The sequence below is a fragment of the Desemzia sp. C1 genome, from assembly GCF_020882875.1.
Taxonomy (GTDB): Bacteria; Bacillota; Bacilli; order Lactobacillales; family Carnobacteriaceae; genus Desemzia; species Desemzia incerta.
The window spans coordinates 1,775,772-1,802,334 of sequence record NZ_JAJIZP010000003.1; the positions used below are offsets into that span (position 1 = coordinate 1,775,772).

Genomic DNA, 26,563 nt, shown 5'->3' on the forward strand with positions numbered 1-26,563 from the left:
GAGTGGTCATAGGAAGCGTATTATTTTTATGTTTTACTTGGTTGGCAGGATGGGCAGTATTTTACAAAGTTCCCTTTTTATTTAATCAATCAAAAGATCTTACGGAATACCCATCTCTTTCTATTATTATTCCTGCTCGAAACGAAGCAGAAAATTTGCCTATTTTACTAAAAACTTTGGAGCAGCAACAATTCAGACCTAAAGAAATCATCGTATCAGATGACAATTCCACAGATAGTACGATTGAAGTGGCTAAATCATATGGAGCTCAAATAATAGAGAAACAACCAAGCGACTCCTCTGTAGGAAAAGGTGCTGCTTGTTCTAGAGGAGCAGAAGCTGCTACAGGAGAATGGCTTTTGTTTATGGACGCGGATACTTATTTAGAAAGCAAAGACAGCTTGCATCATTTCATGAGGACCTTTGAAAGACAAGGGCGTAAGGGAGTTTTATCAGTTCAGCCGTATCATCAAGTGAAGTTTTTATATGAACAGATCTCCATTATTTTTAACATTATGGTATTGGCTGGAATGAACGCGTTTACGTTTTTTGGCGATCGTTTTGTCGAAGCCGGGGCTTTTGGACCTTGTTTAATGTGTACAAAAGAACAGTACGAACTAGTTGGAGGACATAAAATAATCCGAGGATCCATTATGGAAGATTTTGTCCTAGGAAAGAAATTTCAAGAATCAGGATTTCCAATCCATCTTTATGCTGGGAAAAAAGTGATTCATTTTCGTATGTATCCAGATGGAATCAAGCAGTTGATTGAGGGATGGTCAAAAAATTTTGCTACGGCCTCTCAAGCTACCAATCCAAAGGTACTGTTTTTGATTATTTGTTGGATATCTGGTGGTATTTTATCTGGAGTTTTTTTAGTTGCAACATTATTTTTTAGCATAGGTTACACCATGTTTTTTGGGGTAGCGATTTATCTTTTTTATTTGATCCAATTGAAGGTGTTTGCAGACAGGGTAGGTCAGTTCCGTTTTTCAGTATTGATAGGGTATCCTTTCCTTTTCTTTTTTTTCATTGTGCTTTTTAGCTGGTCAATGATTCAGACACACATTTTCAAAACGGTCACTTGGAAGGGCAGAAAGTTGAAAGTTTAGTTAAGGAGGAGGGAGAATGCAGTTCATTCATTTACCAAATTGGCTGACGATAGCGGTAGACATTTTTGCTTGGTACAGTATTCATTTGTCTGTTTCTTGGTTGGCTCGACGAGTCCCTGAACGATTTTTGGCCGAAAAAGCGTACTGGTTCCGGACTAGAGATTGGGAAAAAGAAGGTGAAATCTGGCAAGAAGTGTTTCGAGTTCGATCATGGAAACCCTACTTGCCTGACGGTACTAAAATCACTAAAGAAGGGTTCGATAAGACCCATCTAAAGGGTTTTGATATGGCTAGTCTGGAAAAGTTTGCTCTTGAAACCAGACGTGCCGAACTGGCTCACTGGGCTATGATTCCGCCGGCTGGTTTATTCTTTTTTTGGAATCCGGCTTGGGCAGGATGGATCATGATTGGTTATGCGGTATTATTCAATTTGCCTCTTATTTTTGTTCAACGGTATAACCGCCCGCGGTTAGAAAGAATGGTACGGAGAAAAGCTGAGCGGTCAGAAGTAAACCAGCGTATGCCTCATAAGTTGTCTCGTAAACACAAATGGGTGAGAGAGTAACCTAAAAGGCTCCTTTTTGATGGATTTCTCATCAAAAAGGAGTCTTTTAGGTGTAGAAGGATCAAAATAAATTCAGTTGTTGAGGAGCTAACCCAGAAAAGTCGATGCCTAAGATGGACTGCAATTCTTTTGCATTTTTCGCAGCATGGCCGCCGGAATTGTTGTTGAAAATAACGGCGACTTCACGACTTTCTTTTTCCAGTGTTAAAGCTATGTCAGCGAGCTGTTGGAGTTCTTTTGTGCTGTATTCATAAAGTGTTCTTTCTTCTCGCCAGTTGCGGACATTGCTGCCTTGCCAACCTTCAAAATTCCTTCCATGGAGTCGTAAAAGCGTCAACTCTGGATGAGTACTTTTTACAACTAAAGGAACACTGTTGTTTGGTGTTTGCGGCTGATCCACTACTGTATGGATAAAGTGATGCTGAGTTAAAAAGGTGAGAGTAGCTTCTTTATTTTTCTCACTGTACCAACTAGAATTGCGAAATTCGATTGCTATTGGAGCATCTTTCATCCAATTTCTGATCTTTTTTAAATACTCTTTGTTTACAGTTGTGCAACCAAAGTAAGGCGGAAATTGAAACAAAAAAGCTTTCACATGATTCTCTTCCAATAAAGGTGTGAAACGATTCAAAAAAGCTGAGAACATCGCTTCTTCACTGGGAAAATCATCGAACCAGTTTTTATGTTGAGTCATAGCCTGATAAGCTTTAGGAATAAACTGGAAAGATTCAGGTACTCTTTGATGCCAGCTGAGTATGTTTTTTTCTGGAGGGATGGCATAAAAGCTAGTGTCCATCTCCACAAAAGGAAAATGACTAGCGTAGTCTTCCAGTTTTGTTTTTCGATTTACTTCAATCAAAGGATGGTCGTTCCATCCAGTCAGACCGATAGTGATCATTGGCTTGCCTCCTAATTGCAATGATGAATCATTGCTCTAATGAACCGAAATCTTTTCCAGTATAGCGATCAAAAAGTTCAAATAATTCGGGGTCTATTTTCTTTAAAGAAACAGGCCGATTTGTCCCGCTTAAAAAACAGTGTTTGCTTTCGCCGACACCCCGCAGTTCATTCGTTTGTTTGTCGATAACGCGATAAGAAATCTGTAAACGAATGCCATTGAATACTTCAATTTTTGGAATGATATAAACATGATCATTGTACCGGACCATGGACTTGTATTCGCAATTTACACTAAGCACAGGAACAATAATTCCGCGTTTCTCCATTTGATCGTACCCAAATCCAATCTGATCCATTAGATCAGTTCTCGCTTCCTCGAACCAGCGGATATAATTGGAATGATGAATAATGCCCATTTGATCTGTTTCATAGTATTGCGCTTTGTGTTCATATAATTGATACTGATTTTCCATTGTTGTTCCTCATTTCCAGATATTCCGTCAACTTTTTATCAAAGGTCTTTAAGTTGAGCGTCTTTCTCTATAATAGGGTATTTTAGGAGGTTTTGGCAATCATTCTACTTTAAATAAAGATAACACCTTTTGCTGTTGTTAAAAATTCTTTAACGAACTTGAGATAAGGAGGGCAGAGAAAGTCATCCCTCTTAAAAAAGCGTTGATTCTGGTGGAGTAATTTGTTAGAATAAAACTAATAGTTAAAAGACAGTGATAAGGAATAGTAGAAATGTCCCTTTTTTAGAGAGTGCATGGGTGGTGCAAATGCATAAAGACACATTTTGAACTCGCCTTTGGAGTCGCTTTGCTGAGAAAGAACCCAAGTAAGCAAAGACGTTTCATCCGCGTTAAGGATATGATGAGGCTGTTTTAAGTTTTAAGCAGCAAAATTAGGTGGTACCACGACTGAGAATTTGAGTTCGTCCTAAAGCACAGAGAAGGAAACGACTTTGTGTTTTAGGGCGTTTTTTTTTATAATTTTTTTTAAGAAGGAGCAAACAATCATGAGTTTCAATCATAAGACTATTGAAAAAAGATGGCAACAGTACTGGGATGAAAACAAAACATTCCGTGCAACAGAAGAATCAGATAAAAATAATTTTTACGCAATGGACATGTTTCCTTACCCGTCAGGTTCAGGACTGCATGTAGGACATCCGGAAGGGTATACTGCAACCGACATTCTTTCTCGAATGAAACGTGCGCAAGGATACAATGTATTGCATCCAATGGGATGGGACGCATTTGGGTTGCCAGCTGAACAGTATGCTTTAGATACAGGAAACGACCCGGCAGAATTTACAGCTAAAAATATCCAAACCTTCAAACGTCAAATCCAATCTCTTGGATTCAGTTTAGACTGGGATCGAGAAATCAATACAACCGATCCAGAATATTACAAATGGACTCAATGGATTTTTACAAAATTATACGAAAAAGGCTTGGCTTATGAAGCTGAAGTAGCTGTAAACTGGTGTCCTGCATTAGGAACCGTTTTGGCGAATGAAGAAGTTATTGACGGTAAAAGTGAACGTGGTGGACATCCGGTCTACCGTAAACCCATGAAACAATGGATGTTGAAAATCACTGCTTATGCAGATCGTTTACTAGAAGATCTGGAATTAGTAGACTGGCCAGAAAACATCAAGGACATGCAACGCAATTGGATCGGAAAATCTGTTGGGGCAAATGTCACTTTTAGCGTAAAAGATTCTACTGAAGAGTTTACTGTTTTTACTACTAGACCGGATACACTTTTTGGAGCAACGTATGCTGTTTTGGCTCCAGAGTCAGATTTGGTTGAAAAAATCACTACACCAGAGCAAAAAGAAGCTGTTGAAGCCTACATCAAAGACAGCAGTCTGAAAAGTGATTTGGACCGTACAGATTTAAACAAAGACAAATCAGGAGTATTTACAGGAGCTTATGCCATCAATCCGGTAAACGGAAAAGAGATTCCAATCTGGATCGCAGACTATGTATTAGCTTCCTATGGAACTGGCGCTATCATGGCCGTTCCTGCACATGATCAACGCGACTGGGAATTTGCAACGAAATTTGATTTAGACATCCTTCCGGTCTTAGAAGGCGGCGACATTTCAAAAGAAGCTTTTACAGAAGACGGCATCCACATCAATTCAGAATTCTTAGATGGTCTTGGAAAAGAAGAAGCTATCGAGAAAATGAATGCTTGGTTGGAAGAAAAAGGAATCGGTAAAAAAGAAACGACGTATCGCTTGCGTGACTGGTTATTTGCTCGACAACGTTACTGGGGAGAGCCAATTCCTGTTATTCATTGGGAAGACGGTACAACTACTACTATTCCGGAAAATGAATTGCCATTGATTCTGCCTGTTACGACAGAAATCAAGCCGAGCGGAACAGGTGAGTCTCCACTTGCCAATATTACAGAGTGGGTGAATGTTGTCGATCCAGAAACCGGTAAAAAAGGAAAACGCGATACGAATACAATGCCGCAATGGGCGGGTAGTTCATGGTACCACTTGCGTTATATCGATCCGCATAACACAGAGCAATTAGCTGATCCTGAAAAACTAAAACAATGGCTTCCAGTGGATATTTATATTGGTGGAGCAGAGCATGCTGTATTGCATTTGCTGTACGCACGCTTCTGGCACAAATTCTTATACGATATCGGTGTAGTGCCAACTAAAGAACCGTACCAAAAACTGTTCAACCAAGGAATGATCCTGGGAGAAAACAACGAGAAAATGTCTAAATCAAAAGGAAATGTTGTTAATCCGGATGATGTAGTAGAAGAATACGGCGCAGATACATTGCGTGTTTATGAAATGTTCATGGGACCATTAGATGCTTCTATTGCATGGAGTGAAAATGGACTTGAGGGAAGCCGCAAGTTCTTAGACCGTGTATGGCGTTTGATCATTGATGAAGAAGATAAATTGCGTGACCGCATTACTAACTTCAACGATGGAAAACTAGACGTTGTGTATCATCAAACCGTGAAAAAAGTCACAGAAGATTTTGAAGCTTTGCGCTTTAACACTGCTATTTCTCAGTTGATGGTATTTGTTAATGAAGCGTATAAAGCTGAAGCTCTCCCTGTTGGATACATCAAAGGATTGATCCAAATGCTGGCTCCAATTGCACCTCACGTAGGAGAAGAGTTATGGCAGAGAGCGACTGGTTCAACAGAAGGGATTTCATACGAGGCATGGCCTGTATACGATGAAAAATATTTGGAAAAAGACGAAATCGAAGTTGTCTTCCAAGTTAACGGCAAATTAAGATCAAAAGTTCAAGTTTCCAAGACAATCTCAAAAGATGAGTTGGAAAAATTAGCGATGGATGATGAAAAGATCCAACAATATCTAGAAGGTAAAACGATTCGCAAAGTGATTGTAGTACCTGGGAAATTAGTCAATATTGTAGCTAACTAAACTAAGATTCAATCAAACAAACAACTTCTGACTAAAAGATTAATATTCTTTTTTTAACAACAAATGTGCTATTATTCTTATAAAGAGTAATAGCACATTTTTTTGTTTTAAGAACTCAAATGAGTTGCTTAGGGGGGAGAAAAGTGGAAGCCGGATCCTGGTTTGCGATAGCTATCGCAGTGGCCGTTGCTATCGGTTTATTTGACGATAAAAAGAAGAAAACAAAGAAAAGAAAACGGAAGTAAAGAAAAAACAGATTGATACACTTTAGCTAGAAAGCTCCAGCCAACTAAGGAGGAGAGACAATGAAGCAACATGTGAAGATGACGACTCTGTTGAATAATGGTCAAAAGATCCCCTTGATCGGATTAGGGACATATCCATTGAAAGGAAACAGTGCCGAAAAGATTGTTTATGAAGCTTTAAAGAAAGGGTATCGTTTGATTGATACTGCAGCTATGTATGAAAACGAAGAAGAAGTAGGACGAGCCATTAGAAGAGTGATCAGCGAAGGTGTCCCTCGCGAAGAGATTACTATCGTTACAAAAATTTGGAAAACGGATATGGGGTTTTCAAAAACACTCAGGGCATTTGCTAAAAGTTATGAAGCTCTTAAATTAGATATGATCGATGTAGTCTTAATTCATTGGCCGGACGTTGCTAGAGAGAAAAACATCGCCACATGGAAGGCCCTTGAAGAAATCTATTACAGTGGGAAGGTAAGAGCTATTGGAGTCTCTAATTTTAGTCCAGAGCAGTTGATCGATTTATTAAAAATGGCAGATATCAAACCTGTCCTGAATCAATATTCTTGCTACCCAGGACAAAGCCAAGAGCAGCTGCGTGTATTTTGCGAGAAGGAAAACATTCGGTCTATGGCATACAGTCCTATTCACCAAGGAGGCATTCTCAGCGATCAAGATATCCAACAATTAGCAGAGAAATATCAGAAAACTCCTGCACAAATTGCGTTACGATGGAACATCCAAAGAGGAGTGATACCCATTCCTAAAACGGCGAGTTCTAATCGATTGGAAGAAAATTTTGCCGTGTTCGATTTTGAACTGACAGATAAGGAAATGGCATTATTATTGGCAAAAGGCTAACTAGCTAAAAAAAGCGGGGGCAACCCTGCTTTTTGCGAGTGTAGAGAAAAGTTCTATAAAATTGTCTTTATTGCTTCAAAGTCGTTAAAAAAGAATTAAATTTAAATGAGCTGGCTTTTTAGACGTTGCATCTTATAGAGTTTATAAGTAGAATGTAAGCTAGCAAATATTTTGAGAGTAGGCTTATGAATGTCAAATGAAATGATAAATAAAAAAACAAGACAGGTTGAAAGTGATACACAAAGTAAAATGTTGTCTGGTTCTGCTTGGATGTCTGCCGCTAGTATAATTTCTCGGTTGTTAGGGGCATTGTATATTGTTCCTTGGATGGCTTGGATGGGCGACAAGACAACTGCCGATGCAGCCAATGCCTTATATAATGTAGGTTATACTCCTTATGCATTATTTCTGAGTATCGCGACAGCTGGGGTACCTTCAGCAATCGCAAAGCAAGTTTCTCATTATAATTCTATTGGAGAGTACGGAATCAGCCGAGACATCTACAAAAGAGGGCTGCAAGTCATGTCCATAACCGGACTTGTTTCTGCTGTAGTGATGTTTCTGTTAGCGCCTTTTATAGCGGCCAACAGTCCAACGGCTTCAGCAGCTGATGGAACGCAAGTGATTCGTACTTTATCAGTAGCATTATTGTTGATCCCCACAATGAGTGTGACTAGAGGATACATTCAAGGGTATCAAACGATGGCTCCTTCAGCTATTTCACAAGTTCTTGAACAAATCGTACGAGTTATATTCATGCTGGCTTCTGTGTTCTTGATTCGTCAAGTGTTTGACGGTTCTGTAGTAGATGCTGTTTCAATGTCTACATTTGGTGCTTTTGTGGGAGCTTTAGCGAGTATGGCGTATTTAGTTTATGTCGTATGGAAAAAACAACTTAGTACAAAAGAAGCTGCAGCACAAAGTCCGAATAACGTGACAGTATCTACCAATCAAATATTATTATCGATTGTGAAGACCGCCATTCCGTTTATTATTATTGGAGCTGGAATTACCATTGCCCAGTTGATTGATCAATTTACATATGATCCAATCATGAAGAGCGTCAGTGACTATACTCCACTTCAAATTCAACGGACATACGGAGTAGCTGCTGCGAATGCCCATAAATTGATCATGATCGTCCTTTCCTTTGGAAGCTCAATGGCTATTACATCAGTACCGTTGATCAGCAGTTTGATGGCTAAAAAAGATCATAAAGGATTAAGCAGACAGTTCAATAACAGTATCCAATTACTGTTGCTGATCATTATTCCGGCATCAATAGGGATGGCTGCGGTCGCTGAACCTTTATATACAGTGTTTTACCAGCATGATGATTTCGGTACTAGTATCACTCAATGGTCTTCAATCATGACGATTTTCTTAGGTTTATATACAGTCGTCAGTATTATGATCATGTCTGCGAACCGACCAAGAGCAGCAATGAACGGGTTGTTTTTTGGAATGATCATTAAATTGATTTTACAGTATCCTTTGATAGATTATTTCCAAACACATGGAATGATCATGTCTACTATTGTGGGATTTGGGGTTTCTTCTTTGTTTATCATTCGTGCAATGTATGAAACAGAACCTTTCGATTTAGGCTTATTGGCTCGAAGAACGCTATTGATCACAATCTTTTCTTTAATCATGGCTGTTGCGGCTGTAGGGATCAAAGAATTTATGTATCTATTTATTCCTGTAAGCGATAGATTCTTGGCACTACTAATTGTACTGGTAGTAGCTTTCGTTGGGGTAGTAATCTATGGCTACTTGATTTTGAAGTCTAAATTGGCTGACAAAGTAGTCGGGTCTAAAGCTGCATCATTAAGAAATAAACTGAAGATCTAATTTTTTTTGCACCACCAAACACATTTTTATTTCGATTGAAGAGAGTTGGGAGTAAAATCCTAGTTCTCTTTTTTATTTTTCCTATACCTGTATAATAGGTATGGAGAATCAAGAGAACGAATAGAAAGGAAAACTATGATGAGATTAGATAAATTATTATCCCATAGTGGATTTGGAACAAGGAAAGAAGTAAAAAACTTATTGAAGAAAAAAGGTGTGACAGTCAACGGGGAAGTACAAAAAGAAGGCAAGTTTCAAATTGACTTAGAAAAAGATCGTGTAGAAGTCTTCGGTGAAGAAGTCAGTTACCAAGAGTTTGTCTATTTTATGCTGCACAAACCACAAGGTGTGATCAGTGCGACTACGGATAATTTGCACGAAACAGTGATTGATCTGCTGCAGCCCCATGACCAGCTTCAAGAACCCTTTCCAGTCGGCAGATTAGATATCGACACAGAGGGTTTGTTGCTATTAACGAATGATGGAGCTTTAGCACATGAATTGCTGTCACCCAAAAAACATGTTAACAAAGTATACGAGGCAGAAATCAAAGGCATCGTAACAAAAGAGGATGTTATTGCTTTTGAAAAAGGGATTTCTTTAGATGATGGTTATGTATGTAAACCAGCTGTTTTAGACATCATAGAAACCAATGAGAATGAAGGGACATCTTGGATCAGAGTTACGATCCAAGAAGGGAAATTCCATCAAGTAAAACGTATGTTTGAAGCAGTAGAAAAAGAAGTCATCTATTTAAAGCGACTCTCAATGGGACCGTTACTCTTAGATAAAGATTTGCCACTAGGACAATATAGACCGTTAACACCCGAGGAAGTTGAACAGTTAAAGAATAGATGAAAGTAGAGCGAATAAAAAGCCTGAGCATTATGTGCTCAGGCTTTTTATGTGTTTAAATTACATTTTGTCCATTGGTTTTGAGTTGTGTAAGCTTGGTGGCGCTGGTTTTAAGATTGGTTTATCTGCAAAAGCAACAGGTGTGCTTTCATAACGGAATTCGCGACCATCAGCTGCTTTTTTACCTTCAACCATTGACTTACTTTCTTCTCCTTCAGAGAAGTTATATAGAATGTTATTGACTTCTTTAACTTCCCAATCAGCAGGAACATCGTAAGGAACGACAATACCTTCTCTGTCTTCGATTTCTTTTGCTGCTTCGATCCATTGCAATTGATGCATCGTATCTCTAGCCAGCAAGAAGCCAAGCATGTCACGAACACCTGGATCATCTGTCATATGGTACAGACGTGACACCTGCAGACGACCTTGTGATTCAGCGTTGATATTTGCACGCAAATCTGCTAATAGGTTACCGCTGGAAATAATATAGTTACCGTTCCAAGGGACACCTACAGAGTCTTTAGGTGCTGCACCTAGACCATTAACAATAGCATGTTGCGGATTCATTCCGCCCATAATAGCTGCTACCGCCGGGTCACTCTTATACGCATTCTCTTGAGCATCTACTGGAGCATCGTCTAGTAATTGAGCAATCATAGTAGCGATCATTTCAATATGTCCAATTTCTTCAGTACCCGTGTCTAACAACATATCTTTGAATTTTTCATTTCCGCGTGTGTTCCAGCCTTGGAACAAGTATTGATTCATTACAGACATTTCACCGTATTGTCCACCCAGAATCTCTTGCAGTTTTTTTGCCATCAATGGATCTGGTTTACTCGGTTTTGCATGGTATTGCAGTTTTTTAGTGTGTGTAAACATAAAAGCTATCTTCCTTTCTTTATTCTTTAGTATTGGGGTGTTTTAAAGTCAAAAAGGGTTATTTTTTTCACCATTCTTGTTGTTGTATGCTGCCTAAACTGTTTATTTCATTTTTCTTTCATCAGGAACTACATTATTTCTCAACAACCATTTATGGAAGAACCATTCTCCTACACCAATCAATAGAGCAGGAATCAGAACTTTCATCCAAAGGTCATTTGTGTAATCCATAGTTGTCAAGTAAATCCACAAGACAAGAGCGGCTGCTCCAGAGTCAGCGATTGTAGCCGCTACGTTGCCTATTTTTCTTAAAATTACTAAATCACCTAGTACATAGATCAATGCTACAATGATTACACCGACAATAGTTGAGTCTAAAAAGGAAACATCATATAGACCAGTTAATACTATCCATACAATTGCCCAAATCATTGCAGCTTTTATAGCCAGAGCTTTTACATGTTTGATAGTGAATCACTCCTTACATACAATATTAAAAAATAGTCGCCCATGTTCCTTTGAAGTTAGTTAATGAAACAACTAAGCGAAATGTGAACAAAAATAAAACTTTTTACCGACAACGCAAGAATAGCATCGATTATTTTATTCTTCAAAAATTTTGTCTTGAAAAAAGAAAAGAGTTGGATGAAATGATAAAAATTCTTTCAATAGCCAATTTTTTTGTGAACAAAGCTGTCAATTAAATAAGGAAAAATGTATTTTAAGCATGAAAAGCAGTAGCTTTTAAAGGTTGCATGTGTTAAAAAATAGAAGGACAAAAAATAGTAACCGAAAAATAAATGGAATAAAATCGTCTGCGAGAACAAAGTGCATCAAAAAAGGTTTCAGCTGCTTTTATGCTATAATTTTTTTAACGGCACTATTTCTAAGAAGAAAATGGATTAAATTGATCTCTTTTTTATAGATTAATCAGGACTTTAGTCAATTGTAGTTTTAGTTTTTGTATTCACGCAAAAAAGGACAAAGAAAATAAAACATCAAATAAGATTATTTTTATTGAATAAGTACCGACTAAAGGAGTAAGAAGGGAGATTGAATATGTCATCAGTATGTTTGCAACTTTATTATCAGCCTAAAATCAATGTCGATTCAAATGAAATTATTGGTTACGAAATTTTATTGCGCAATAAAGATCATCCGCCTTACTATCCTGCAGCAAAAATGGAAAAAATTTACTACAACAGAGAAAAACATTCTCATTTTTTAGTTTGGTTAAAAAAAGAATTAACGAGAGTGCTTGTGGAGAATCCTTCAAATTCTTTATCGATCAATTTTTCGCCAAGACAGCTGCTATATCCCGAAACGAAACAATTTTTTAGTGAAATGAGAAAGTTTTGCGACCAATTGATCGTGGAGATAACAGAAGATCCCATTCTTTTAGATATAACCGAAAAAATTAGCGGAAAAAGTATTGAAGATAGTATTATTGCTGCCTTAGCGTTTATTAAGGAACTAGGATATAACATTTCACTGGATGATGTCGGTACAGGGCAAAATTCTTTTGAACGTGCTTTAGAATATGTACCTTACTTAAGCCAAATAAAATTTTCGATTGTTAAATGTTTAAAACACAATGCTTCATTAGAAATGATTGATTACTTCCTAAAAGCTTGGCACCAATTTGCTAGAGAAAATCATTTAGAAATTGTTATAGAAGGCATCGAAGATCAAGAAACGAGTAAAATGTTAGTAGAAAAAGGAATGCTGCTGCAGCAAGGGTATTATTTTGGAAAGCCCGCTGCCGAAAAAGTCTTACAAAGTAGCTAAAGTCGATTGTAGGTGGAGCAGATCAGAAGAAAGGGCCAAAAGGAATTGTTATGCTGCTAAACGATTTATTGAATGTCGTGGCAAATATTGCCATACTGACATTAGTTTCATATATTTACATTAAAATGATCCCTAAAAAGAAGAGTTACAGTTTGACTCGTCGGCAAAAAATAGCACTTATTTTTCTTGCTAGTATGACATCTTTTATCCTGATGTCTTTTTCGGTCGATTTGCCTCAACAAGTCAAAATCGATATGCGCTATAATGCAATGATTTTATTGCTGTATTACATTGGGCCTGATGTATTCGTACCAGCCTCCATTTTAACAGCTGTTTTAAGGCTTACTTGGGGGATCTCAGATGCATCTGTCTATACGTTTCTTTTTTATCTTGTTTTAAGTGTCACGATGTTGGTATTAAATAAAAAAGCCTCCGAACGTTTTAACAGTTATACGACAGGTTTGATTTTAAACACTTATTACGTGATTGGACATGCAATCGTTTTATACTTTATTTATTACGACTGGAAACAAACGATTGCTGTTTCCGTATTCAATTTTATATTCACCAGTATCTGTTTAATGGTGAATATGATGTTTATAGAAGACATGCGAGCAGATGTACAACGTTACTTAGACGAGATAGAACGAGCTAAAAGTGATTATTTAACTGGATTATACAACAAAAGAGAATTCAGTTACTATTGGACGGAAATTGAAAATGATTCAACTATTACCCATACAGCTTTATTAATGTTGGATATTGATCATTTCAAATGTATCAACGATCAATATGGTCATTTGAATGGAGATATAATCTTACGTCAAGTCGCATCACTATTACATGTGGAAGATATTGAACACGAACAGATCTACCGAGTTGGAGGAGAAGAGTTTTGCATTGTATTGAAAAATAAAAGTTTTTCCCAGCAAATGGCCATAGCTGAGAAAATACGTCAAACGGTAGAAAATAATCCTTTTAAACTTGAAAATCATCAAACTATTCATTTAACAGTTTCTGTAGGAATGGCCACTTCTTATAAAGTCAAAGATATGAAAAATCTGTATCGATTAGCTGATCGTGCTCTGTACCAAGCAAAAGAACGAGGCAGAAATCAACTCGTTGTGTTAGATTTGGCAGAACGGGAATTAAAAAGAATCCTATAACCCTCTTTCTAAGAGTTATAGGATTCTTTTTTGCCTATGAAAGAGAGTATTCTTTCATAGTAGAAGGGATCTGCTCGATAATTTGTGTCGGCAAAACAACATACTGTTTTGCGGCTAGTTCGTCACCAATTTTACTGTGCAGAAAGACGGCTGATAAAACAGCTTTTTCTTGGTCTTTAAATTGAGCTGTAAAACCGGCTATCATACCTGCCAAAGTATCTCCCATCCCTCCAGTGGCCATCGCCGGATTTCCCACAGTGTTTTTCCATACTGCATCTTCTACATAAACTTCTGTCCGATTAGATTTTAATACGATCGTGCCGCCAATTTTCTGCTGTATTTTTGTATTGGCATTAGGTTCTTGCTGCGACACAGCTAGACCGGAAAGTTTTTCCCATTCTCCTAAATGAGGAGTATAAACAGCTTGAGTTTTGGGATAAGGTAAATCATATTCTGCCATCAAGCTGATTGCACTGCCGTCAATAATAGTCTGCTGCTGCTCTGTTACAGTAGAAAATACAGCAGTTAAAAGGATGAATGCTTCTTCTGATAAGCCTAAACCTGGCCCAATAACAATGACATCCATTTTTTTCACTTGTTCGGTGACTTTTTCTACATCAGCGCTATCTATCGCCATTGCTTCTGGGAGTCTAGAATGCAGAGCAGCATGATTAGTTTTATCAGTAGCTACCGTGACTAGACCTGCGCCACTGTATACAGCGGCACTGGCTGTTAAAATTGCAGCGCCTCCCATATCTGCATCTCCACCAATGACAAGAACTTTGCCATATGTTCCTTTATAACTGTCTTCGTTTCTTTTCGTAATAGTGTCTTTTACTAATTCTTCTGTAATAAATCGCATTTTTTGTCCCCTTTCTGTTTGTTTTTTCCATTATAAAAGTTTTCAGCTGATTAATCTAAAAGGATACACTAAATAAAAAAACTTCTTTTCCTACAGAATCGTTTGCAGGATAGAAAACAAGCAAGTAAGTGTTGATAGACTTCTATGTATTTCACACGAAAATTTTATCTCTAGATTGGTAAGTCACGCCAAAAGTGATAGAATAGAATTGTTATTGATGAGAGGAGAATGTGATATGGCAATTGATTGGAAAAAAGAAGCAGCAGCTCGCAAAGATGACTTCTTAAATGACTTAGTGGATTTACTAAAAATCGACAGTGTGCGTGATGACAGCAAAGCTACGGAAGATGCACCTGTTGGTCCAGGACCCAAAAAAGCGTTGGAAGCTTTTCTAGCATTAGGAGAAAAGGATGGTTTCGTCACTAAAAATACGGGGAATATAGCTGGACATATAGAGTATGGAGAAGGCGACGAAACTATGGGAGTGCTGGTCCATGTAGATGTAGTGCCTCCTGGCAATGGCTGGGAAACAGATCCTTTTGATCCAGTGATCAAAGATGGCCGTATTTATGCTCGTGGTTCAAGTGACGATAAAGGTCCTGGAATGGCAGCTTACTATGCTATTAAAATGATCAAAGAAATGAACTTGCCGATTTCGAAAAGAATTCGTTTCATTATTGGAACGGATGAAGAAAGCGGTTGGCAATGTATGGATCATTATCTGGCTGTGGAAGAAACACCAGATTTTGGTTTCTCACCAGATGCGAATTTCCCCATCATCAACGGAGAAAAAGGAAACGTATCTTTATACGTGAATACAAAAGGAACAACTACAGGCGGGAAAAATGAGTTGATCAGTTTTGATGCAGGTTTGCGTGAAAATATGGTTCCTCGTGATGCAGTAGCTGTCTTTAATAGTGAAGAAGCAGCAGTCATCGAAAAAGCTTTTTACGACTATGTAGAAGCTGCGCCGATTACTGGAATAGTTCATGTAGAAGGCGAAAAAGTAACGATTGAAGTTGTTGGGAAATCAGCTCACGGGATGGAGCCTCGTGGTGGAGTGAATGGGGGGACTTACTTAGCAACCTTTTTAAGTAATTTCAGCTTTGGCGGAGACGCACAACAGTACCTTCAATTGATCTCAGAATATATCCATGAAGACTCAAGAGCGGAAAGCTTAGGCTTGAATTTCACTGATGAGATCATGGGAGACTTGACTATGAACGCTGGAGTATTCACTTTTACACCAGAAACTGGAGGAGTCATTGCATTAAACTTCCGTTATCCACGTGGAATGAATGTGGAATCTATGGAGATCCAATTAGAAAACAAATTATCTGAGTTTGGCGTAACGATCAGCCGCGGCGGAGTAAAAGAGCCTCACTATGTGCCGGCAGACGATCCATTGGTAAAAACGTTATTGGATGTCTACTCTAAACATACTGGTTTAGAAGCGCACGAGCAATCTATCGGCGGCGGAACTTATGGACGTCTAATGAAACGCGGCGTAGCTTATGGAGCAATGTTCCCGGACAGTATCGATACGATGCACCAAGCGAATGAGTTTATGTCTATCCAAAACTTGATGGACGCTATGGCCATTTACGCTGAAGCAATTTATGAATTAGTAAAATAATCGCATTGAAAAAAATTTCGGCAAAAGAACCGCTCATCCAAATTTGGATGAGCGGTTCTTTTGGTGATGAGCTTAGAAAGGAACGGCCTTTTTTTCATCATGTTGCTTTTTATAAATAGTAAATAATTGCGCTAATACTAAAGGGTCTTTAATGGTCGTATCTAAAAAATACAGAATAGCATCTATGACTTTAGTGTCTTTGTTCTGTTCGATCATATCTTTCAATATAAAATTATAGGCGTATAGATTATCCAACATCCGATGGTAATCTTCAATAAACAGTCTTAAATTAGAGCTGTCTTGCAGCGCTTCTTTTGTAAGAACGTTTTTCTCGTGAAGAGTTAAAAAGTACTCTTCTTTAGTTATTGTTAGTTTTTTCACAACAGTTTCTATCTCACGAGTTTCTTCTGCAGTCAGATTTAAGTTCATTTGAAAGACTCCTATTAATTTTATTTTTTTTGCAGTTAGAAAATGCAACAAAATGAAGGATAGGTAAAGGTGTACGCCACTATCTTAAAAAAATGTTAACAAATTCCAGGTAGGAGATGCAGGTGCAAATTTATTTCTTTTAGCCAATTAATGTTATAATTTACGCAAATGCTTGTTGAAAATAAAATTTGAGGAGGAGAACAATGGATTTAGGGTTAACCAATAAAGTTGTATTAGTAGTAGCTTCTAGTAAAGGATTAGGAAAAGCGGTAGCGAAAGAATTGGCAAAAGAAGGTGCCAACGTCATGCTGACAAGCCGTTCAGCAGAAAGTTTAAAAAAAGCAGCAGAAGAGATCCAAGAGGAAGCTAAAGGGAAAATCGCCTATTTTCCAGCGGATATCACAAAACCTGAAGATATCAAATCATTGGTCAAGGAGACCAGAGAAAAATTAGGCAAAATTGATGTTTTAGTCAATAATGCCGGCGGGCCTCCTTCTGGAAACTTTCTGGATTTTAATGATGAAGATTGGGAAAAAGCTTTTCAATTGAACTTATTTAGTTACATCCGTTTGATCCGAGAAGTACTACCTGATCTGAAACAAGAGGGCGGGAAAATCTTGAATATTGCTTCTTCTTCGGTAAAAGCGGTCTTGCCGAATCTGATTTTGTCTAATACATTTCGTAACGGCATCAATGGCTTAAGCAAGTCGCTAGCTATTGAATTAGCACCGGATAAGATATTAGTGAATACAATCGGACCAGGAAGAATTGCCACAGATAGAATCCAAGAGTTAGACCAAGCAAAAGCAGAAGCTCAAAATCGCTCGTTAGAGGAAGTCACAGAAGAATCAGAAAAGTCGATTCCGGCAGGTCGCTATGGGGAACCGGAAGAATTTGCTAAAGCAGCTGTATTCTTAGTTTCCGGAGCTAATACTTATGTTACAGGTCAGTCTCTTTTAGTGGATGGCGGAATGGTTACAGCTATTTGATGATGTAAAGCCAGCTGAGGGAAATTCTCTTAGCTGGCTTTTTTATAGATGAAAGACTGGTGTAGAGAGTCCACTTCAACTAAGCGGTGAACGAACATTTCTCCTAAAGATAAATTTCATCTTCTTTCTGATTTATTTTTCAATAAAGAAGGACTTTAGCAAATGATTATTTTATAATGAGGATAAGGAAAGAAAAACGTGAATAAGACTAGGGGGAGCATGATGTCTGAAATAGCTGATCTAAAGAAAACGCCATTGTATGAATACTACAGAAAAAATCAAGTGAAATTAGTGGATTTTGGAGGATGGGCGCTTCCAATTCAGTTTACCGGAATTATAGAAGAGCATGCGGCTGTTCGAAACGATGCAGGATTATTTGATGTCTCACATATGGGGGAAATTTGGGTTGAAGGCTCAGAAGCAACAAGCTACTTAAATCGTTTGATGACGAATAATATAGCTGCTATAAAAGAAAATCAAGCTCAGTACAATGCTATATGTAAAGAAAACGGCGGTACCTTGGATGATTTAATCGTATTCAAGTTGTCTCAAGAGAGCTACTTAGTCACTCCAAATGCTGCCAATACGGATAAAGTGTTCGATTGGATGAATCAGCATTTAGGAGAAGAGGAAGTTACGATCAAGAATGATTCTGCTGAAATGGGACTGCTGGCATTGCAAGGTCCAAAAGCAGCTGTTATTTTAAACAAATTGACTTCTGAAGATTTAAACGATATCAAGCCTTATCATTTTAAAGCGCATGCAACTGTAGCGGATATCGAAAATGTGCTGATTTCCCGAACAGGTTACACAGGAGAAGACGGATTCGAATTGTATCTAGATGTGGATAAAGTGGAAGAATTATGGGAAAAAATATTATCTGTTGGAACAGAGGAAGGCTTGAAACCATGCGGATTAGGGTCGCGTGATACACTGCGTTTAGAAGCAGGGCTCTCCTTATACGGGCACGAGTTGTCTGAAGATATCTCTCCAATAGAAGGCGGAATTGGATTTGCAGTGAAAATTAAAAAATCTGATGCATTTATTGGACAAGAGGAACTAAAAAGACAGCGTAGCGAAGGCATTGAAAGATGTATACGTGGTTTTGAATTAGTGGACAAAGGAATAGCTCGGGAGGACTATCCCATCTATTCAGAGGATGGAAAAGAAATCGGGTACGTCACTTCAGGGACCAAATCTCCTACATTGAATAAGAGCATAGGGCTGGCAATGGTCGACTATCCCTACAGTCAATTAGGAACAACGATTTATGTAGGCGTACGAAAGAAAAAAGTTGCAGCCAACATTATAGCCACACCTTTTTACAAACGTTGATAAAATAAAAACAACTTAGAAAGGAAGTTATCAAATGACAACAACTAAAAATATTTATTTTACAAAGAATCACGAGTGGGTTTTACTTTTAGAAGACAATACAGCTCGTATGGGGATTACTCAATACGCAACGGAACAACTAGGAGACATTGTTTTTGTAGAGGTACCTGAGTTAAGTTCAGAAACTGCGATGGAGGAAGAAATCGCTACAGTAGAGTCTGTAAAATCTGCTTCTGAAATTTATGCGCCGCTTTCTGGTACGGTTACAAGTGTTAATGAAGAATTAGAAGACAGCCCCGAATTAGTTAATGAAGCACCATATGAAGCTGGATGGTTAGCTGAAATCCACTATACGGATACAGATGAAATTTCTCAATTGATGAATCAGTCTGCTTATGATGCTTACGTGAAAGAACTAAAAGAGGAAGAAGGTCAATAATGTGATAAATGAATTTCGTTATCTCCCAGATACTGAACAAGATCAAGCAGAAATGATGGAAGTTTTGGAAATTCATTCTATCGATGAGTTGTTCAAAGATATTCCAGAAGAAATCCGGCTTAAAGAAGAATTGGTTTTACCTGATGCTGTTTCTGAATCAGCCTTAACAAAACACTTAAGAAAGTTAGCAGCACTAAATATCCATTCTCATGAGGTTGCTGTTTTCCTTGGAGCGGGGACCTATGATCATTACATTCCCAGTGTGGTGGATCATGTGATTTCTCGTTCTGAGTTTTATACCGCTTATACACCTTATCAACCTGAAGCCAGTCAAGGAGAATTGCAAGCGATATTCGAGTTCCAAACTATGATCACGGAACTGACTGGAATGGAAGCAGCCAATTCATCTTTATATGATGGATTTACGTCACTTGGAGAAGCAGCCAATTTAGCGGTCGTAACAACTAAACGACCAAAAGTTGTAGTCTCTAAAGGAGTCCACCCTCAAGGCAGAGAAGTTTTGCAATCGGTGTCAAAAGGAAGAGAATTTCAATTAGAAGAGATTCCTTTAGCTGTTGACACAACAGACCTTTCTCAATTGGAATCTGCTGTAGACGAACAGACTGCTGCAGTTATTGTGCAATACCCGAATTTTTTAGGTTCAATAGAAGATTTGCAAAAGGTAAAAGAAATGGCAGTAAATCAAAAAGCATTATTTATTGTGATGGCTAATCCGCTGGCGCTTGGAGTACTAGAATCACCAGGAAAATTCGGAGCAGATATTGTTGTTGGAGATATGCAGCCTCTAGGATTAACTATGTCAGCTGGAGGACCTCATTGCGGTTACTTCACTGTGAACAAAAAACACTTGCGTAAAATACCCGGACGTATCGTCGGTCAAACGACTGATAAAGAAGGCAAGCGCGGCTTTGTTATGACCTTGCAGACTAGAGAACAACATATCAGAAGAGAAAAAGCTACATCGAATATGAGCTCAAATCAAGCTTTGAACGCTCTGGCTTCAGCAGTTTGTATGGCTGCATTGGGAAAAAATGGAATACAAGAAATGGCTCAATTGAATGTAGAAAAAGCAGATTACTTAGCTGATCAGTTGAGAAGTAAAGGCTTTAAATTTGTCAATCAGGCTCCCTTCTTCAATGAATTCGCAGTAGAGTTGAAACATTCAGTAAAAGAAGTGTCTGCTGTTCTTTTAGAGAAAGGAATCATTGGCGGGTACGATCTAGAACCAGAGTATGGGATGAAAAATACGATGCTTTTGTGTGCGACAGATCAACGAACAAAAGAAGAAATGGATACTTTGGTTTCTGTATTGGAGGAAATCGCTTATGAATGAGTATAAAGAATTACTATTTGAAATCAGTCGTTCAAACAGAAGAGCTTGCAGTCTGCCGCAAAGTGATGTGCCGACTGTTTCATTAAAAGAGAAGTTTACAGAAAAATTTGTGCGTGAAGAACCTGCTAATTTACCTGAAGTATCTGAACCTCAGTTGATGAGACATTATACCGCCTTATCCAACAAAAATTTTGGTGTAGACAATGGATTTTATCCACTAGGGTCTTGTACGATGAAATACAATCCAAAAATCAATGAGGATGTTGCCCGCTATGATGGATTCGCACACATCCATCCACTGCAGCCGATGCAAACACTGCAAGGGTCTTTCCAATTGATGTACGAACTGCAAGAAGATTTGAAAGTGGTTTCCGGTATGGACGAAGTTTCCTTGCAGCCAGCTGCTGGTGCGCACGGTGAATGGGCTGGATTAATGATCATCAAAGCTTATCACGAAACCAACAATGAATTAGATGTCCGTCGAAAAATTTTAGTTCCTGATTCTGCTCATGGAACAAATCCAGCAAGTGCAGTCATTGCAGGATTTGATGTAATAGAGATTCCTTCAAATGAAGATGGAACAGTTGATTTAGAGGCTTTGAAAGAACAAGTAGGACCGGATACAGCTGGGTTGATGCTGACGAACCCAAACACGTTAGGTATTTTTGAGAAAGATATTCTAGAAATGGCGGAGATCGTGCACGAAGTCGGCGGGTTATTGTATTATGACGGAGCTAACTTGAATGCGATTATGGGAATCACTACTCCTGGAGCTATGGGGTTTGATATTGTTCATTTAAATTTACACAAATCATTCAGTACACCTCATGGCGGCGGAGGTCCAGGGTCTGGTCCAATAGGGGTTAAAGCTTTCCTAACGCCGTATTTGCCAGTACCTAAAATAGAGAAAAGCGGCGAAGAATTTGTGTTGAATTCTGACTATCCGCTTTCTATCGGAAGAATAAAAGGTTATTTTGGAAACTTCGGAGTAAATGTGCGCGCGTATACTTATATACGTACAATGGGGGGAAGAGGACTGAGAAAAGTATCCGAAAGTGCTGTTCTACATGCCAATTACTTACGTCATAGACTAGAGCCTTACTATGATTCTCCTTATTCCCAAATTTGTAAACACGAATTTGTCTTATCTGGTAACAGACAGAAAAAACTAGGGGTCCGCACAACGGATATTGCTAAACGGTTATTGGACTTTGGATACTATGCTCCGACAATCTATTTCCCATTGATCGTTGAAGAGTGTTTAATGATCGAACCTACCGAAACTGAGTCGAAAGAAACTTTAGATGAGTTTGCAAATGTGATGATTCGAATTGCACAAGAAGTCGAACAGAATCCTGAAATAGTGACACAAGCGCCTCATTACACAAGTGTTAAGAGATTGGATGAAGTGACTGCGGCAAGAAAACCAGTCGTTCGATTTGAATAAAAGTTTTTCTGTAAACTAAGTTTTCTATTTATACAGGTGATTTTTTATTATTTACAGAACAAAAAATGACTACTTATTTGATGAGTAGTCATTTTTTTTGCGTAACTTTATGATGAACCACACTTTAATGAGAATCTGATTAAAATAAACGTTGTAACTTTTGAACACTTTTTGACTAACTTTTAGTTAAACATTTTATAAAATAACCCTTAATATCATAAGCTTTTCTTAATAAATAACTTCTTTAAGGCTGTTAAATCAGGGAAACAAATGTATTTGAAAGCGGTTTTAATGACAAGAACGAAAATGAACAAATTTTGAACTTTCCGCGCCAAATCAGCGTTTTTTAAAGCAGAAAATGATGGAAACGCTTTCGGTAATCGTTTCGTAATATTTCGCGAGTTTTGTTACACAACTAAAATCTTTCAACCTTTTTTTATGTGCTATATTTTCATTAGCGAAAAAAACACCTAATGATTTACTAAACTCTAAACTCTAAACTATAAAATTTACTAAAAACGAAAAGATTGATGGAGGAAACAAAATGAAAAAGAAATTTATTACCGGTTTACTAGCAGCATCGTTATTTATTAGTCCTGTAGTGATGTCAACTTCAGTATCTGCAGATTCATTAGAAGAAATGCGTCAAGAAAAACAAAGATTAGAAAACGAAAATCAAAACATTCAAAACAATATTAATGTTCAAGAAGAAACGTTGAAAACTTTGGAAGAAGAAAGAGCTTCATTAGAAGCAGACGTTGTCGGCTTGCAAAAAGAAATCGATAAAGTTGTTCGTGAACTTGCTGAACAAGAAAAAAATTAAAAGCGGCTGAAGAAAAAGTTGTTCAATTGCAAAAAGAAATTGAAGAATTAAAAGTGCTTATTGCTCAACGACAAGAAAAAATCGACAACCAAGCTCGAGCAGTTCAAACAGACGGAAACTCAGCTAATTTACTCGATATTGTCATTTCTGCTGAAAGTCTTTCAGATTTATTAGGACGTATTGGTGTAGTGAATGAACTTGTAGATGCTAACCAAGAAATCGTTCTAGCTCAAATTGAAGACCAAAAAACTTTAGAATCTAAAGAAGCAGAAGCAGAAACAGAACGCGTAGCTATCGAAACATTAAAAGGCGAAATCGAAATGAATCGCGATACTCTTGTAGCTCAAAAAGATGAATTAGACAAAAAAATCATTGAAGTTGCTACTCATTATGAAATGACAGAAGAACAAAAAAATGCGTTTATCAAAGAGCAAGAAGTGATTGCTGCTAAAACAAGTACATTAAGTGCTGAAATGAAAGCTGAGCAAGATCGCATTATTGCTGAACGAAAAGCTCAAGAAGAAAAAGAACGTAAAGAACTTGAAGCATTGGCACGTAAAGCAATGGAAGAAGAAAAAGCAGCTGCAGAAGCGGCTAAAAAAGCTGAAGCAGAAAAAGTTGCAACTAAATCAACTAGTTCATCAAAAGCTTCAAGCTCTTCTAACAATACAAGCAGCTCTAGCAGCTCTAGCAGCTCTAGCAGCTCTAGCAGCTCTAGCAGCTCTAGCAGCTCTAATAGCTCTAGTGCTCCTAAGAGTTCGCCGTCAAAAAGCTCAAGTCCTGCTAAATCTAGTTCAGGGTTCATTCGCCCATCTGGCGGATACACAACTTCTCAATTCGGATATCGTTTCCACCCAATCAAACGTGTAAACATCTTGCATGCGGGTATGGACTTTGGCGGTGGCGGCCCAATCGTTGCAGCCCAAAGCGGTACAGTAGTTAAGGCTCAATACAATAGCGGCTGGGGATGGTATGTGAAAATCGACCACGGAAATGGCTTAGCAACTCTATATGCACACATGCTACCAGGAAGTTTACGTGTAAGTGTAGGGCAAAAAGTTTCTCAAGGTCAACAAATCGGAACTATGGGGACAAGTGGTTCTTCAACAGGGGTTCATTTGCACTTTGAAGTTTACAAAAATGGAGTTCCAACAAATCCAGCACCATATTTAGGCATGTAATTCTTTTCTTAAAAAATCGATCATAAAACAAAATAAAGAAGGAGGGGGACTGTTGTTCCTCTCCTTTTTTTAGTACACTAACGTAGAAGCCAAGCAAGCACCTTAAAGATTAGCAGTAAACAGGTAAGCTTTAAAATAAAAGTGAGTAAAAGCATTAAAGAGGAGAAGGCAGTATGGAAAAAATAGTATCTAAAAAAAACGAACGCGTTAAAAAATGGAAGAAGTTGCACACAAAAAAGGAAAGAGATACCTCAGCCAGCTACTTGATCGAAGGATTTCATTTAGTCTCAGAAGCTCTGCAATATGGAGCTCCTGTACAAGAAATGATGATTTCTCAAGAAGTAAAAGAGGAATTGTATCCTGATTATCCTCAAGAAAATATAGTACTGATCTCTAAAGAAATTGCGGCTTATCTTAGCGATACAGAATCTCCGCAAGGAATATTCGCAGTAATCAAAAAAGAGGATCAGCTCATACCGGAAGATTTTACGAGACCGTATTTATTTTTAGATAACGTCCAAGATCCAGGGAACGTCGGAACGATGATTCGGACAGCAGACGCAGCAGGTTATGGTGGTGTAGTCTTAGGCAAAGGAACAGTAGACTTATATAATAGTAAAGTTTTACGATCTACTCAAGGAGGCCATTTCCATTTCCCTGTTTATCAAGGTGAATTAACGGAATGGTTTGAAAAGTTCAAAGCTGCAGATTTTCCTATTTATGGAACAGAGCTGAATGTAAATGCTGTTTCCTATAGAGAGATTGCTGCACCTGGTGTATATGGTTTGGTAATGGGGAATGAAGGCAAGGGAATGAATCCAGAATTATTGAAGCAAACGACTAAAAATCTCTACATTCCTATTGAAGGTCAGGCGGAATCATTGAATGTGGCAGTGGCAGCAGGTATTTTAATGTTTTCTTTGCGTTGAATGTTTATGTATTCAAATGATGACAGAATATGACAAAATTGAGAATTCTTTGATAAAAATTAGTGAAACTAAAGGAATTCGCTTTAATTTATCTCTTAAAGCATGTATGATAAGAAACAACTAAAATAGTACTACAATAACAGATAAAGGAAGTTCTTGAATGACATATGCTAGTTGGAAATTAGACTCTGAATATATGGCTTTGATTGAAGATTTGCTTCAATGTGAAGAAGTACAAAATTTACAGTCTATTACTCATCATCATTTCTCTACGAGATTAGAACATTCACTTAGCGTCTCTTACACGAGTTATAAAATCGCTAAAAAATTAAATCTGAATGACCGATCAATTGCACGTGCAGGTTTGTTGCATGATTTCTTCCATGAAGACAGAGAATCTTTTGCTGTTGCTTACGAAGGATACTCTCATGCTTCTCATCACCCTCATGTTGCTTTGCAGAACGCAAAATTATTGACTGAATTAACTGAATTGGAATGCGATATCATTGTCAAACATATGTGGTTGGCTTCTCCAGCATGTATTCGTACATTGCCTAAATTTAAGGAGAGTTATATAGTGACAATGGTAGATAAATATTGTGCTACGAAAGAAGTATTGACGCCACTTCCTAAACTAATCAAAACAAATGTCCAATATAAAGCTAAAAATGTATGGAATCGATTAAAATTGGCAAATGCGTCTTCGTAAGAAAGGATACTCCCATTTGGTTGCTGTTAAATGGGGGTATTTAAGATGAAGTACACAGAATTTTTAAGGTGTTTACTTACTATTAATAACTATATGTGATATACTATATGAAAAAGAGGTGAGAAGTATGATTACCGTTAATGAAAAAAATCAACAACAAATCGACTGCGAATCAAGACAAAAAATGATCTGCCCTAAATTTGAACGCACATTTGCATTATTGGGGAAAAAATGGATTGGTCTTATCATCGATGTATTATTAGATGGTCCTCGTCGTTTCAAAGATATTGCTTCTGCTATTCCAGAAGTGAGTGACCGAGTATTAGTGGAGCGTTTGAAAGAATTGGAAAAAGAAGGTATCGTTATGCGTACAGTTGATCCAGATGCAACCATGCGTGTAGCTTATGCATTAACTGACAAAGGGAATGCATTTAAAGGGGTTATGAACGAAGTCCAATTATGGGCCGATAAATGGGTCTCAGCTGAAGACTGCAATTAATCCTCTAAATACGCTTGACGTAAGTATCAGAATTCAGTTAAACTAAATAAGAATTGAATATAGATCAGAAACGATGAAGGAAAAGAGTAATTTGAGGAATTTTTTTAAGAGAGCAAATGTCCCTGGCTGAAAGCATTTGTATGAATACTCAAATGAAGTTCACTTCCTGAGTTGACTTTGGGATTTACTAAACTTGTAATGAAAAAAGTTCCGGTATGCGCCGTTATGCAATTGAGTGTAAGTCTTAAAGACTTAAACTAGGGT

Annotated in this window: 25 protein-coding genes and 2 other annotated features (1 of these 27 running past the window's edge); of the genes, 19 read left to right on the top strand and 6 right to left on the bottom strand. The window is 37.9% G+C overall.

Annotation, left to right across the window (positions count from 1 at the left end; all coding sequences use genetic code 11):
* Positions 1-2 precede the first annotated feature (2 nt).
* Both LMF32_RS09095 and LMF32_RS09100 read left to right on the top strand, forming a co-directional pair.
* Positions 3-1,112 carry a glycosyltransferase gene (locus tag LMF32_RS09095; protein ID WP_092479871.1) on the top strand — a complete coding sequence of 370 codons (1,110 nt, stop codon included), beginning with the start codon at positions 3-5 and terminating at the stop codon, positions 1,110-1,112.
* Between the two features lie 16 nt (positions 1,113-1,128).
* Positions 1,129-1,677 carry a glycosyl-4,4'-diaponeurosporenoate acyltransferase gene (locus tag LMF32_RS09100; protein WP_177192491.1) on the top strand — a complete coding sequence of 183 codons (549 nt, stop codon included), beginning with the start codon at positions 1,129-1,131 and terminating at the stop codon, positions 1,675-1,677.
* A 61-nt stretch (positions 1,678-1,738) separates the two neighbouring features.
* On the opposite strand, the gene LMF32_RS09105 is transcribed toward LMF32_RS09100, so the two are convergent.
* A complete protein-coding gene (locus LMF32_RS09105) occupies positions 1,739-2,575 on the bottom strand; it encodes a DUF72 domain-containing protein (protein ID WP_230524541.1) in 837 nt (278 codons plus the stop codon).
* A gap of 28 nt (positions 2,576-2,603) precedes the next feature.
* Positions 2,604-3,050: an acyl-CoA thioesterase gene (locus tag LMF32_RS09110; protein ID WP_230524542.1), complete on the bottom strand. Its 447-nt coding sequence runs from the start codon at positions 3,048-3,050 to the stop codon at positions 2,604-2,606.
* 243 nt (positions 3,051-3,293) lie between these two features.
* Positions 3,294-3,522 (top strand) — a binding site (T-box leader).
* A gap of 73 nt (positions 3,523-3,595) precedes the next feature.
* Here LMF32_RS09110 and leuS point away from each other — a divergent pair.
* From leuS to LMF32_RS09130, 4 genes are all read left to right on the top strand, one after another.
* Entirely contained in the window at positions 3,596-6,013 is a 2,418-nt protein-coding gene (leuS, locus tag LMF32_RS09115; RefSeq protein WP_230524543.1) for a leucine--tRNA ligase, read from the top strand.
* 305 nt (positions 6,014-6,318) lie between these two features.
* Positions 6,319-7,119, top strand: a complete 801-nt coding sequence (locus tag LMF32_RS09120; protein WP_230524544.1) for an aldo/keto reductase — start codon at positions 6,319-6,321, stop codon at positions 7,117-7,119.
* Positions 7,120-7,308: 189 nt separating this feature from the next.
* A complete protein-coding gene (locus LMF32_RS09125; protein ID WP_230524545.1) occupies positions 7,309-8,973 on the top strand; it encodes a polysaccharide biosynthesis protein in 1,665 nt (554 codons plus the stop codon).
* A 138-nt stretch (positions 8,974-9,111) separates the two neighbouring features.
* A complete protein-coding gene (locus LMF32_RS09130) occupies positions 9,112-9,831 on the top strand; it encodes a pseudouridine synthase (protein ID WP_230524546.1) in 720 nt (239 codons plus the stop codon).
* Between the two features lie 57 nt (positions 9,832-9,888).
* Here the strand turns inward: LMF32_RS09130 and LMF32_RS09135 are convergent, their stop codons facing one another.
* On the bottom strand, positions 9,889-10,713 hold the full coding sequence (locus tag LMF32_RS09135) for a manganese catalase family protein (RefSeq protein ID WP_188205149.1): 825 nt from the start codon (positions 10,711-10,713) through the stop codon (positions 9,889-9,891).
* A gap of 102 nt (positions 10,714-10,815) precedes the next feature.
* A complete protein-coding gene (locus LMF32_RS09140; RefSeq protein WP_230525100.1) occupies positions 10,816-11,181 on the bottom strand; it encodes a DUF2512 family protein in 366 nt (121 codons plus the stop codon).
* Positions 11,182-11,772: 591 nt separating this feature from the next.
* Here LMF32_RS09140 and LMF32_RS09145 point away from each other — a divergent pair.
* Positions 11,773-12,501, top strand: a complete 729-nt coding sequence (locus tag LMF32_RS09145; RefSeq protein ID WP_230524547.1) for an EAL domain-containing protein — start codon at positions 11,773-11,775, stop codon at positions 12,499-12,501.
* Between the two features lie 50 nt (positions 12,502-12,551).
* On the top strand, positions 12,552-13,667 hold the full coding sequence (locus LMF32_RS09150; RefSeq protein ID WP_230524548.1) for a GGDEF domain-containing protein: 1,116 nt from the start codon (positions 12,552-12,554) through the stop codon (positions 13,665-13,667).
* Between the two features lie 34 nt (positions 13,668-13,701).
* On the opposite strand, the gene LMF32_RS09155 is transcribed toward LMF32_RS09150, so the two are convergent.
* Entirely contained in the window at positions 13,702-14,529 is an 828-nt protein-coding gene (locus tag LMF32_RS09155) for an NAD(P)H-hydrate dehydratase (RefSeq protein ID WP_230524549.1), read from the bottom strand.
* Positions 14,530-14,764: 235 nt separating this feature from the next.
* Between LMF32_RS09155 and pepV the strand changes: the two genes are divergently transcribed.
* A complete protein-coding gene (gene pepV / locus LMF32_RS09160; protein ID WP_230524550.1) occupies positions 14,765-16,165 on the top strand; it encodes a dipeptidase PepV in 1,401 nt (466 codons plus the stop codon).
* Positions 16,166-16,237: 72 nt separating this feature from the next.
* Here the strand turns inward: pepV and LMF32_RS09165 are convergent, their stop codons facing one another.
* The gene (locus tag LMF32_RS09165) at positions 16,238-16,594 is read right to left on the bottom strand and encodes a hypothetical protein (protein ID WP_230524551.1); all 357 of its coding nucleotides are present in this window, start codon (positions 16,592-16,594) and stop codon (positions 16,238-16,240) included.
* 203 nt (positions 16,595-16,797) lie between these two features.
* Here LMF32_RS09165 and LMF32_RS09170 point away from each other — a divergent pair, with 203 nt between their 5' ends.
* From LMF32_RS09170 to LMF32_RS09215, 10 genes are all read left to right on the top strand, one after another.
* A complete protein-coding gene (locus tag LMF32_RS09170; RefSeq protein ID WP_092479857.1) occupies positions 16,798-17,583 on the top strand; it encodes an SDR family oxidoreductase in 786 nt (261 codons plus the stop codon).
* 222 nt (positions 17,584-17,805) lie between these two features.
* Complete coding sequence (gcvT, locus tag LMF32_RS09175; protein WP_230524552.1) at positions 17,806-18,918, top strand: glycine cleavage system aminomethyltransferase GcvT; 1,113 nt, start codon at positions 17,806-17,808, stop codon at positions 18,916-18,918.
* 34 nt (positions 18,919-18,952) lie between these two features.
* Positions 18,953-19,357 (top strand): glycine cleavage system protein GcvH, encoded by a 405-nt coding sequence (gene gcvH, locus LMF32_RS09180; protein ID WP_092479855.1) that lies wholly within the window; start codon positions 18,953-18,955, stop codon positions 19,355-19,357.
* A 1-nt stretch (position 19,358) separates the two neighbouring features.
* Positions 19,359-20,711, top strand: a complete 1,353-nt coding sequence (gcvPA, locus tag LMF32_RS09185; protein ID WP_347401914.1) for an aminomethyl-transferring glycine dehydrogenase subunit GcvPA — start codon at positions 19,359-19,361, stop codon at positions 20,709-20,711.
* Positions 20,704-22,158 carry an aminomethyl-transferring glycine dehydrogenase subunit GcvPB gene (gcvPB, locus tag LMF32_RS09190; RefSeq protein WP_230524553.1) on the top strand — a complete coding sequence of 485 codons (1,455 nt, stop codon included), beginning with the start codon at positions 20,704-20,706 and terminating at the stop codon, positions 22,156-22,158. The genes gcvPA and gcvPB overlap by 8 nt, the downstream gene beginning before the upstream one ends.
* Positions 22,159-22,702: 544 nt before the next feature.
* Entirely contained in the window at positions 22,703-22,981 is a 279-nt protein-coding gene (locus LMF32_RS09195; protein ID WP_230524554.1) for a hypothetical protein, read from the top strand.
* 26 nt (positions 22,982-23,007) lie between these two features.
* Positions 23,008-24,162, top strand: coding sequence for a M23 family metallopeptidase (locus LMF32_RS09200; RefSeq protein WP_230524555.1), 1,155 nt, complete (start codon positions 23,008-23,010; stop codon positions 24,160-24,162).
* 173 nt (positions 24,163-24,335) lie between these two features.
* A complete protein-coding gene (locus LMF32_RS09205) occupies positions 24,336-25,091 on the top strand; it encodes an RNA methyltransferase (protein ID WP_188205416.1) in 756 nt (251 codons plus the stop codon).
* A 160-nt stretch (positions 25,092-25,251) separates the two neighbouring features.
* Positions 25,252-25,800: an HD domain-containing protein gene (locus tag LMF32_RS09210; RefSeq protein ID WP_230524556.1), complete on the top strand. Its 549-nt coding sequence runs from the start codon at positions 25,252-25,254 to the stop codon at positions 25,798-25,800.
* A gap of 127 nt (positions 25,801-25,927) precedes the next feature.
* Positions 25,928-26,299, top strand: a complete 372-nt coding sequence (locus LMF32_RS09215) for a helix-turn-helix domain-containing protein (protein WP_188205414.1) — start codon at positions 25,928-25,930, stop codon at positions 26,297-26,299.
* A gap of 64 nt (positions 26,300-26,363) precedes the next feature.
* Positions 26,364-26,563 (top strand) — a binding site (T-box leader); it runs 30 nt beyond the window's last position.

What these genes read in the sequence shown, in the direction of transcription:
- LMF32_RS09100 (WP_177192491.1), top strand. Translation starts at nt 1,129, where the DNA reads ATGCAGTTCATTCATTTACCAAATTGGCTGACGATAGCGGTAGACATT.
- LMF32_RS09105 (WP_230524541.1), bottom strand. Translation starts at nt 2,575, where the DNA reads ATGATCACTATCGGTCTGACTGGATGGAACGACCATCCTTTGATTGAA.
- LMF32_RS09110 (WP_230524542.1), bottom strand. Translation starts at nt 3,050, where the DNA reads ATGGAAAATCAGTATCAATTATATGAACACAAAGCGCAATACTATGAA.
- leuS (WP_230524543.1), top strand. Translation starts at nt 3,596, where the DNA reads ATGAGTTTCAATCATAAGACTATTGAAAAAAGATGGCAACAGTACTGG.
- LMF32_RS09120 (WP_230524544.1), top strand. Translation starts at nt 6,319, where the DNA reads ATGAAGCAACATGTGAAGATGACGACTCTGTTGAATAATGGTCAAAAG.
- LMF32_RS09125 (WP_230524545.1), top strand. Translation starts at nt 7,309, where the DNA reads ATGTCAAATGAAATGATAAATAAAAAAACAAGACAGGTTGAAAGTGAT.
- LMF32_RS09130 (WP_230524546.1), top strand. Translation starts at nt 9,112, where the DNA reads ATGAGATTAGATAAATTATTATCCCATAGTGGATTTGGAACAAGGAAA.
- LMF32_RS09135 (WP_188205149.1), bottom strand. Translation starts at nt 10,713, where the DNA reads ATGTTTACACACACTAAAAAACTGCAATACCATGCAAAACCGAGTAAA.
- LMF32_RS09145 (WP_230524547.1), top strand. Translation starts at nt 11,773, where the DNA reads ATGTCATCAGTATGTTTGCAACTTTATTATCAGCCTAAAATCAATGTC.
- LMF32_RS09150 (WP_230524548.1), top strand. Translation starts at nt 12,552, where the DNA reads ATGCTGCTAAACGATTTATTGAATGTCGTGGCAAATATTGCCATACTG.
- LMF32_RS09155 (WP_230524549.1), bottom strand. Translation starts at nt 14,529, where the DNA reads ATGCGATTTATTACAGAAGAATTAGTAAAAGACACTATTACGAAAAGA.
- pepV (WP_230524550.1), top strand. Translation starts at nt 14,765, where the DNA reads ATGGCAATTGATTGGAAAAAAGAAGCAGCAGCTCGCAAAGATGACTTC.
- LMF32_RS09165 (WP_230524551.1), bottom strand. Translation starts at nt 16,594, where the DNA reads ATGAACTTAAATCTGACTGCAGAAGAAACTCGTGAGATAGAAACTGTT.
- LMF32_RS09170 (WP_092479857.1), top strand. Translation starts at nt 16,798, where the DNA reads ATGGATTTAGGGTTAACCAATAAAGTTGTATTAGTAGTAGCTTCTAGT.
- gcvT (WP_230524552.1), top strand. Translation starts at nt 17,806, where the DNA reads ATGTCTGAAATAGCTGATCTAAAGAAAACGCCATTGTATGAATACTAC.
- gcvH (WP_092479855.1), top strand. Translation starts at nt 18,953, where the DNA reads ATGACAACAACTAAAAATATTTATTTTACAAAGAATCACGAGTGGGTT.
- gcvPB (WP_230524553.1), top strand. Translation starts at nt 20,704, where the DNA reads ATGAATGAGTATAAAGAATTACTATTTGAAATCAGTCGTTCAAACAGA.
- LMF32_RS09195 (WP_230524554.1), top strand. Translation starts at nt 22,703, where the DNA reads ATGAAAAAGAAATTTATTACCGGTTTACTAGCAGCATCGTTATTTATT.
- LMF32_RS09205 (WP_188205416.1), top strand. Translation starts at nt 24,336, where the DNA reads ATGGAAAAAATAGTATCTAAAAAAAACGAACGCGTTAAAAAATGGAAG.
- LMF32_RS09210 (WP_230524556.1), top strand. Translation starts at nt 25,252, where the DNA reads ATGACATATGCTAGTTGGAAATTAGACTCTGAATATATGGCTTTGATT.
- LMF32_RS09215 (WP_188205414.1), top strand. Translation starts at nt 25,928, where the DNA reads ATGATTACCGTTAATGAAAAAAATCAACAACAAATCGACTGCGAATCA.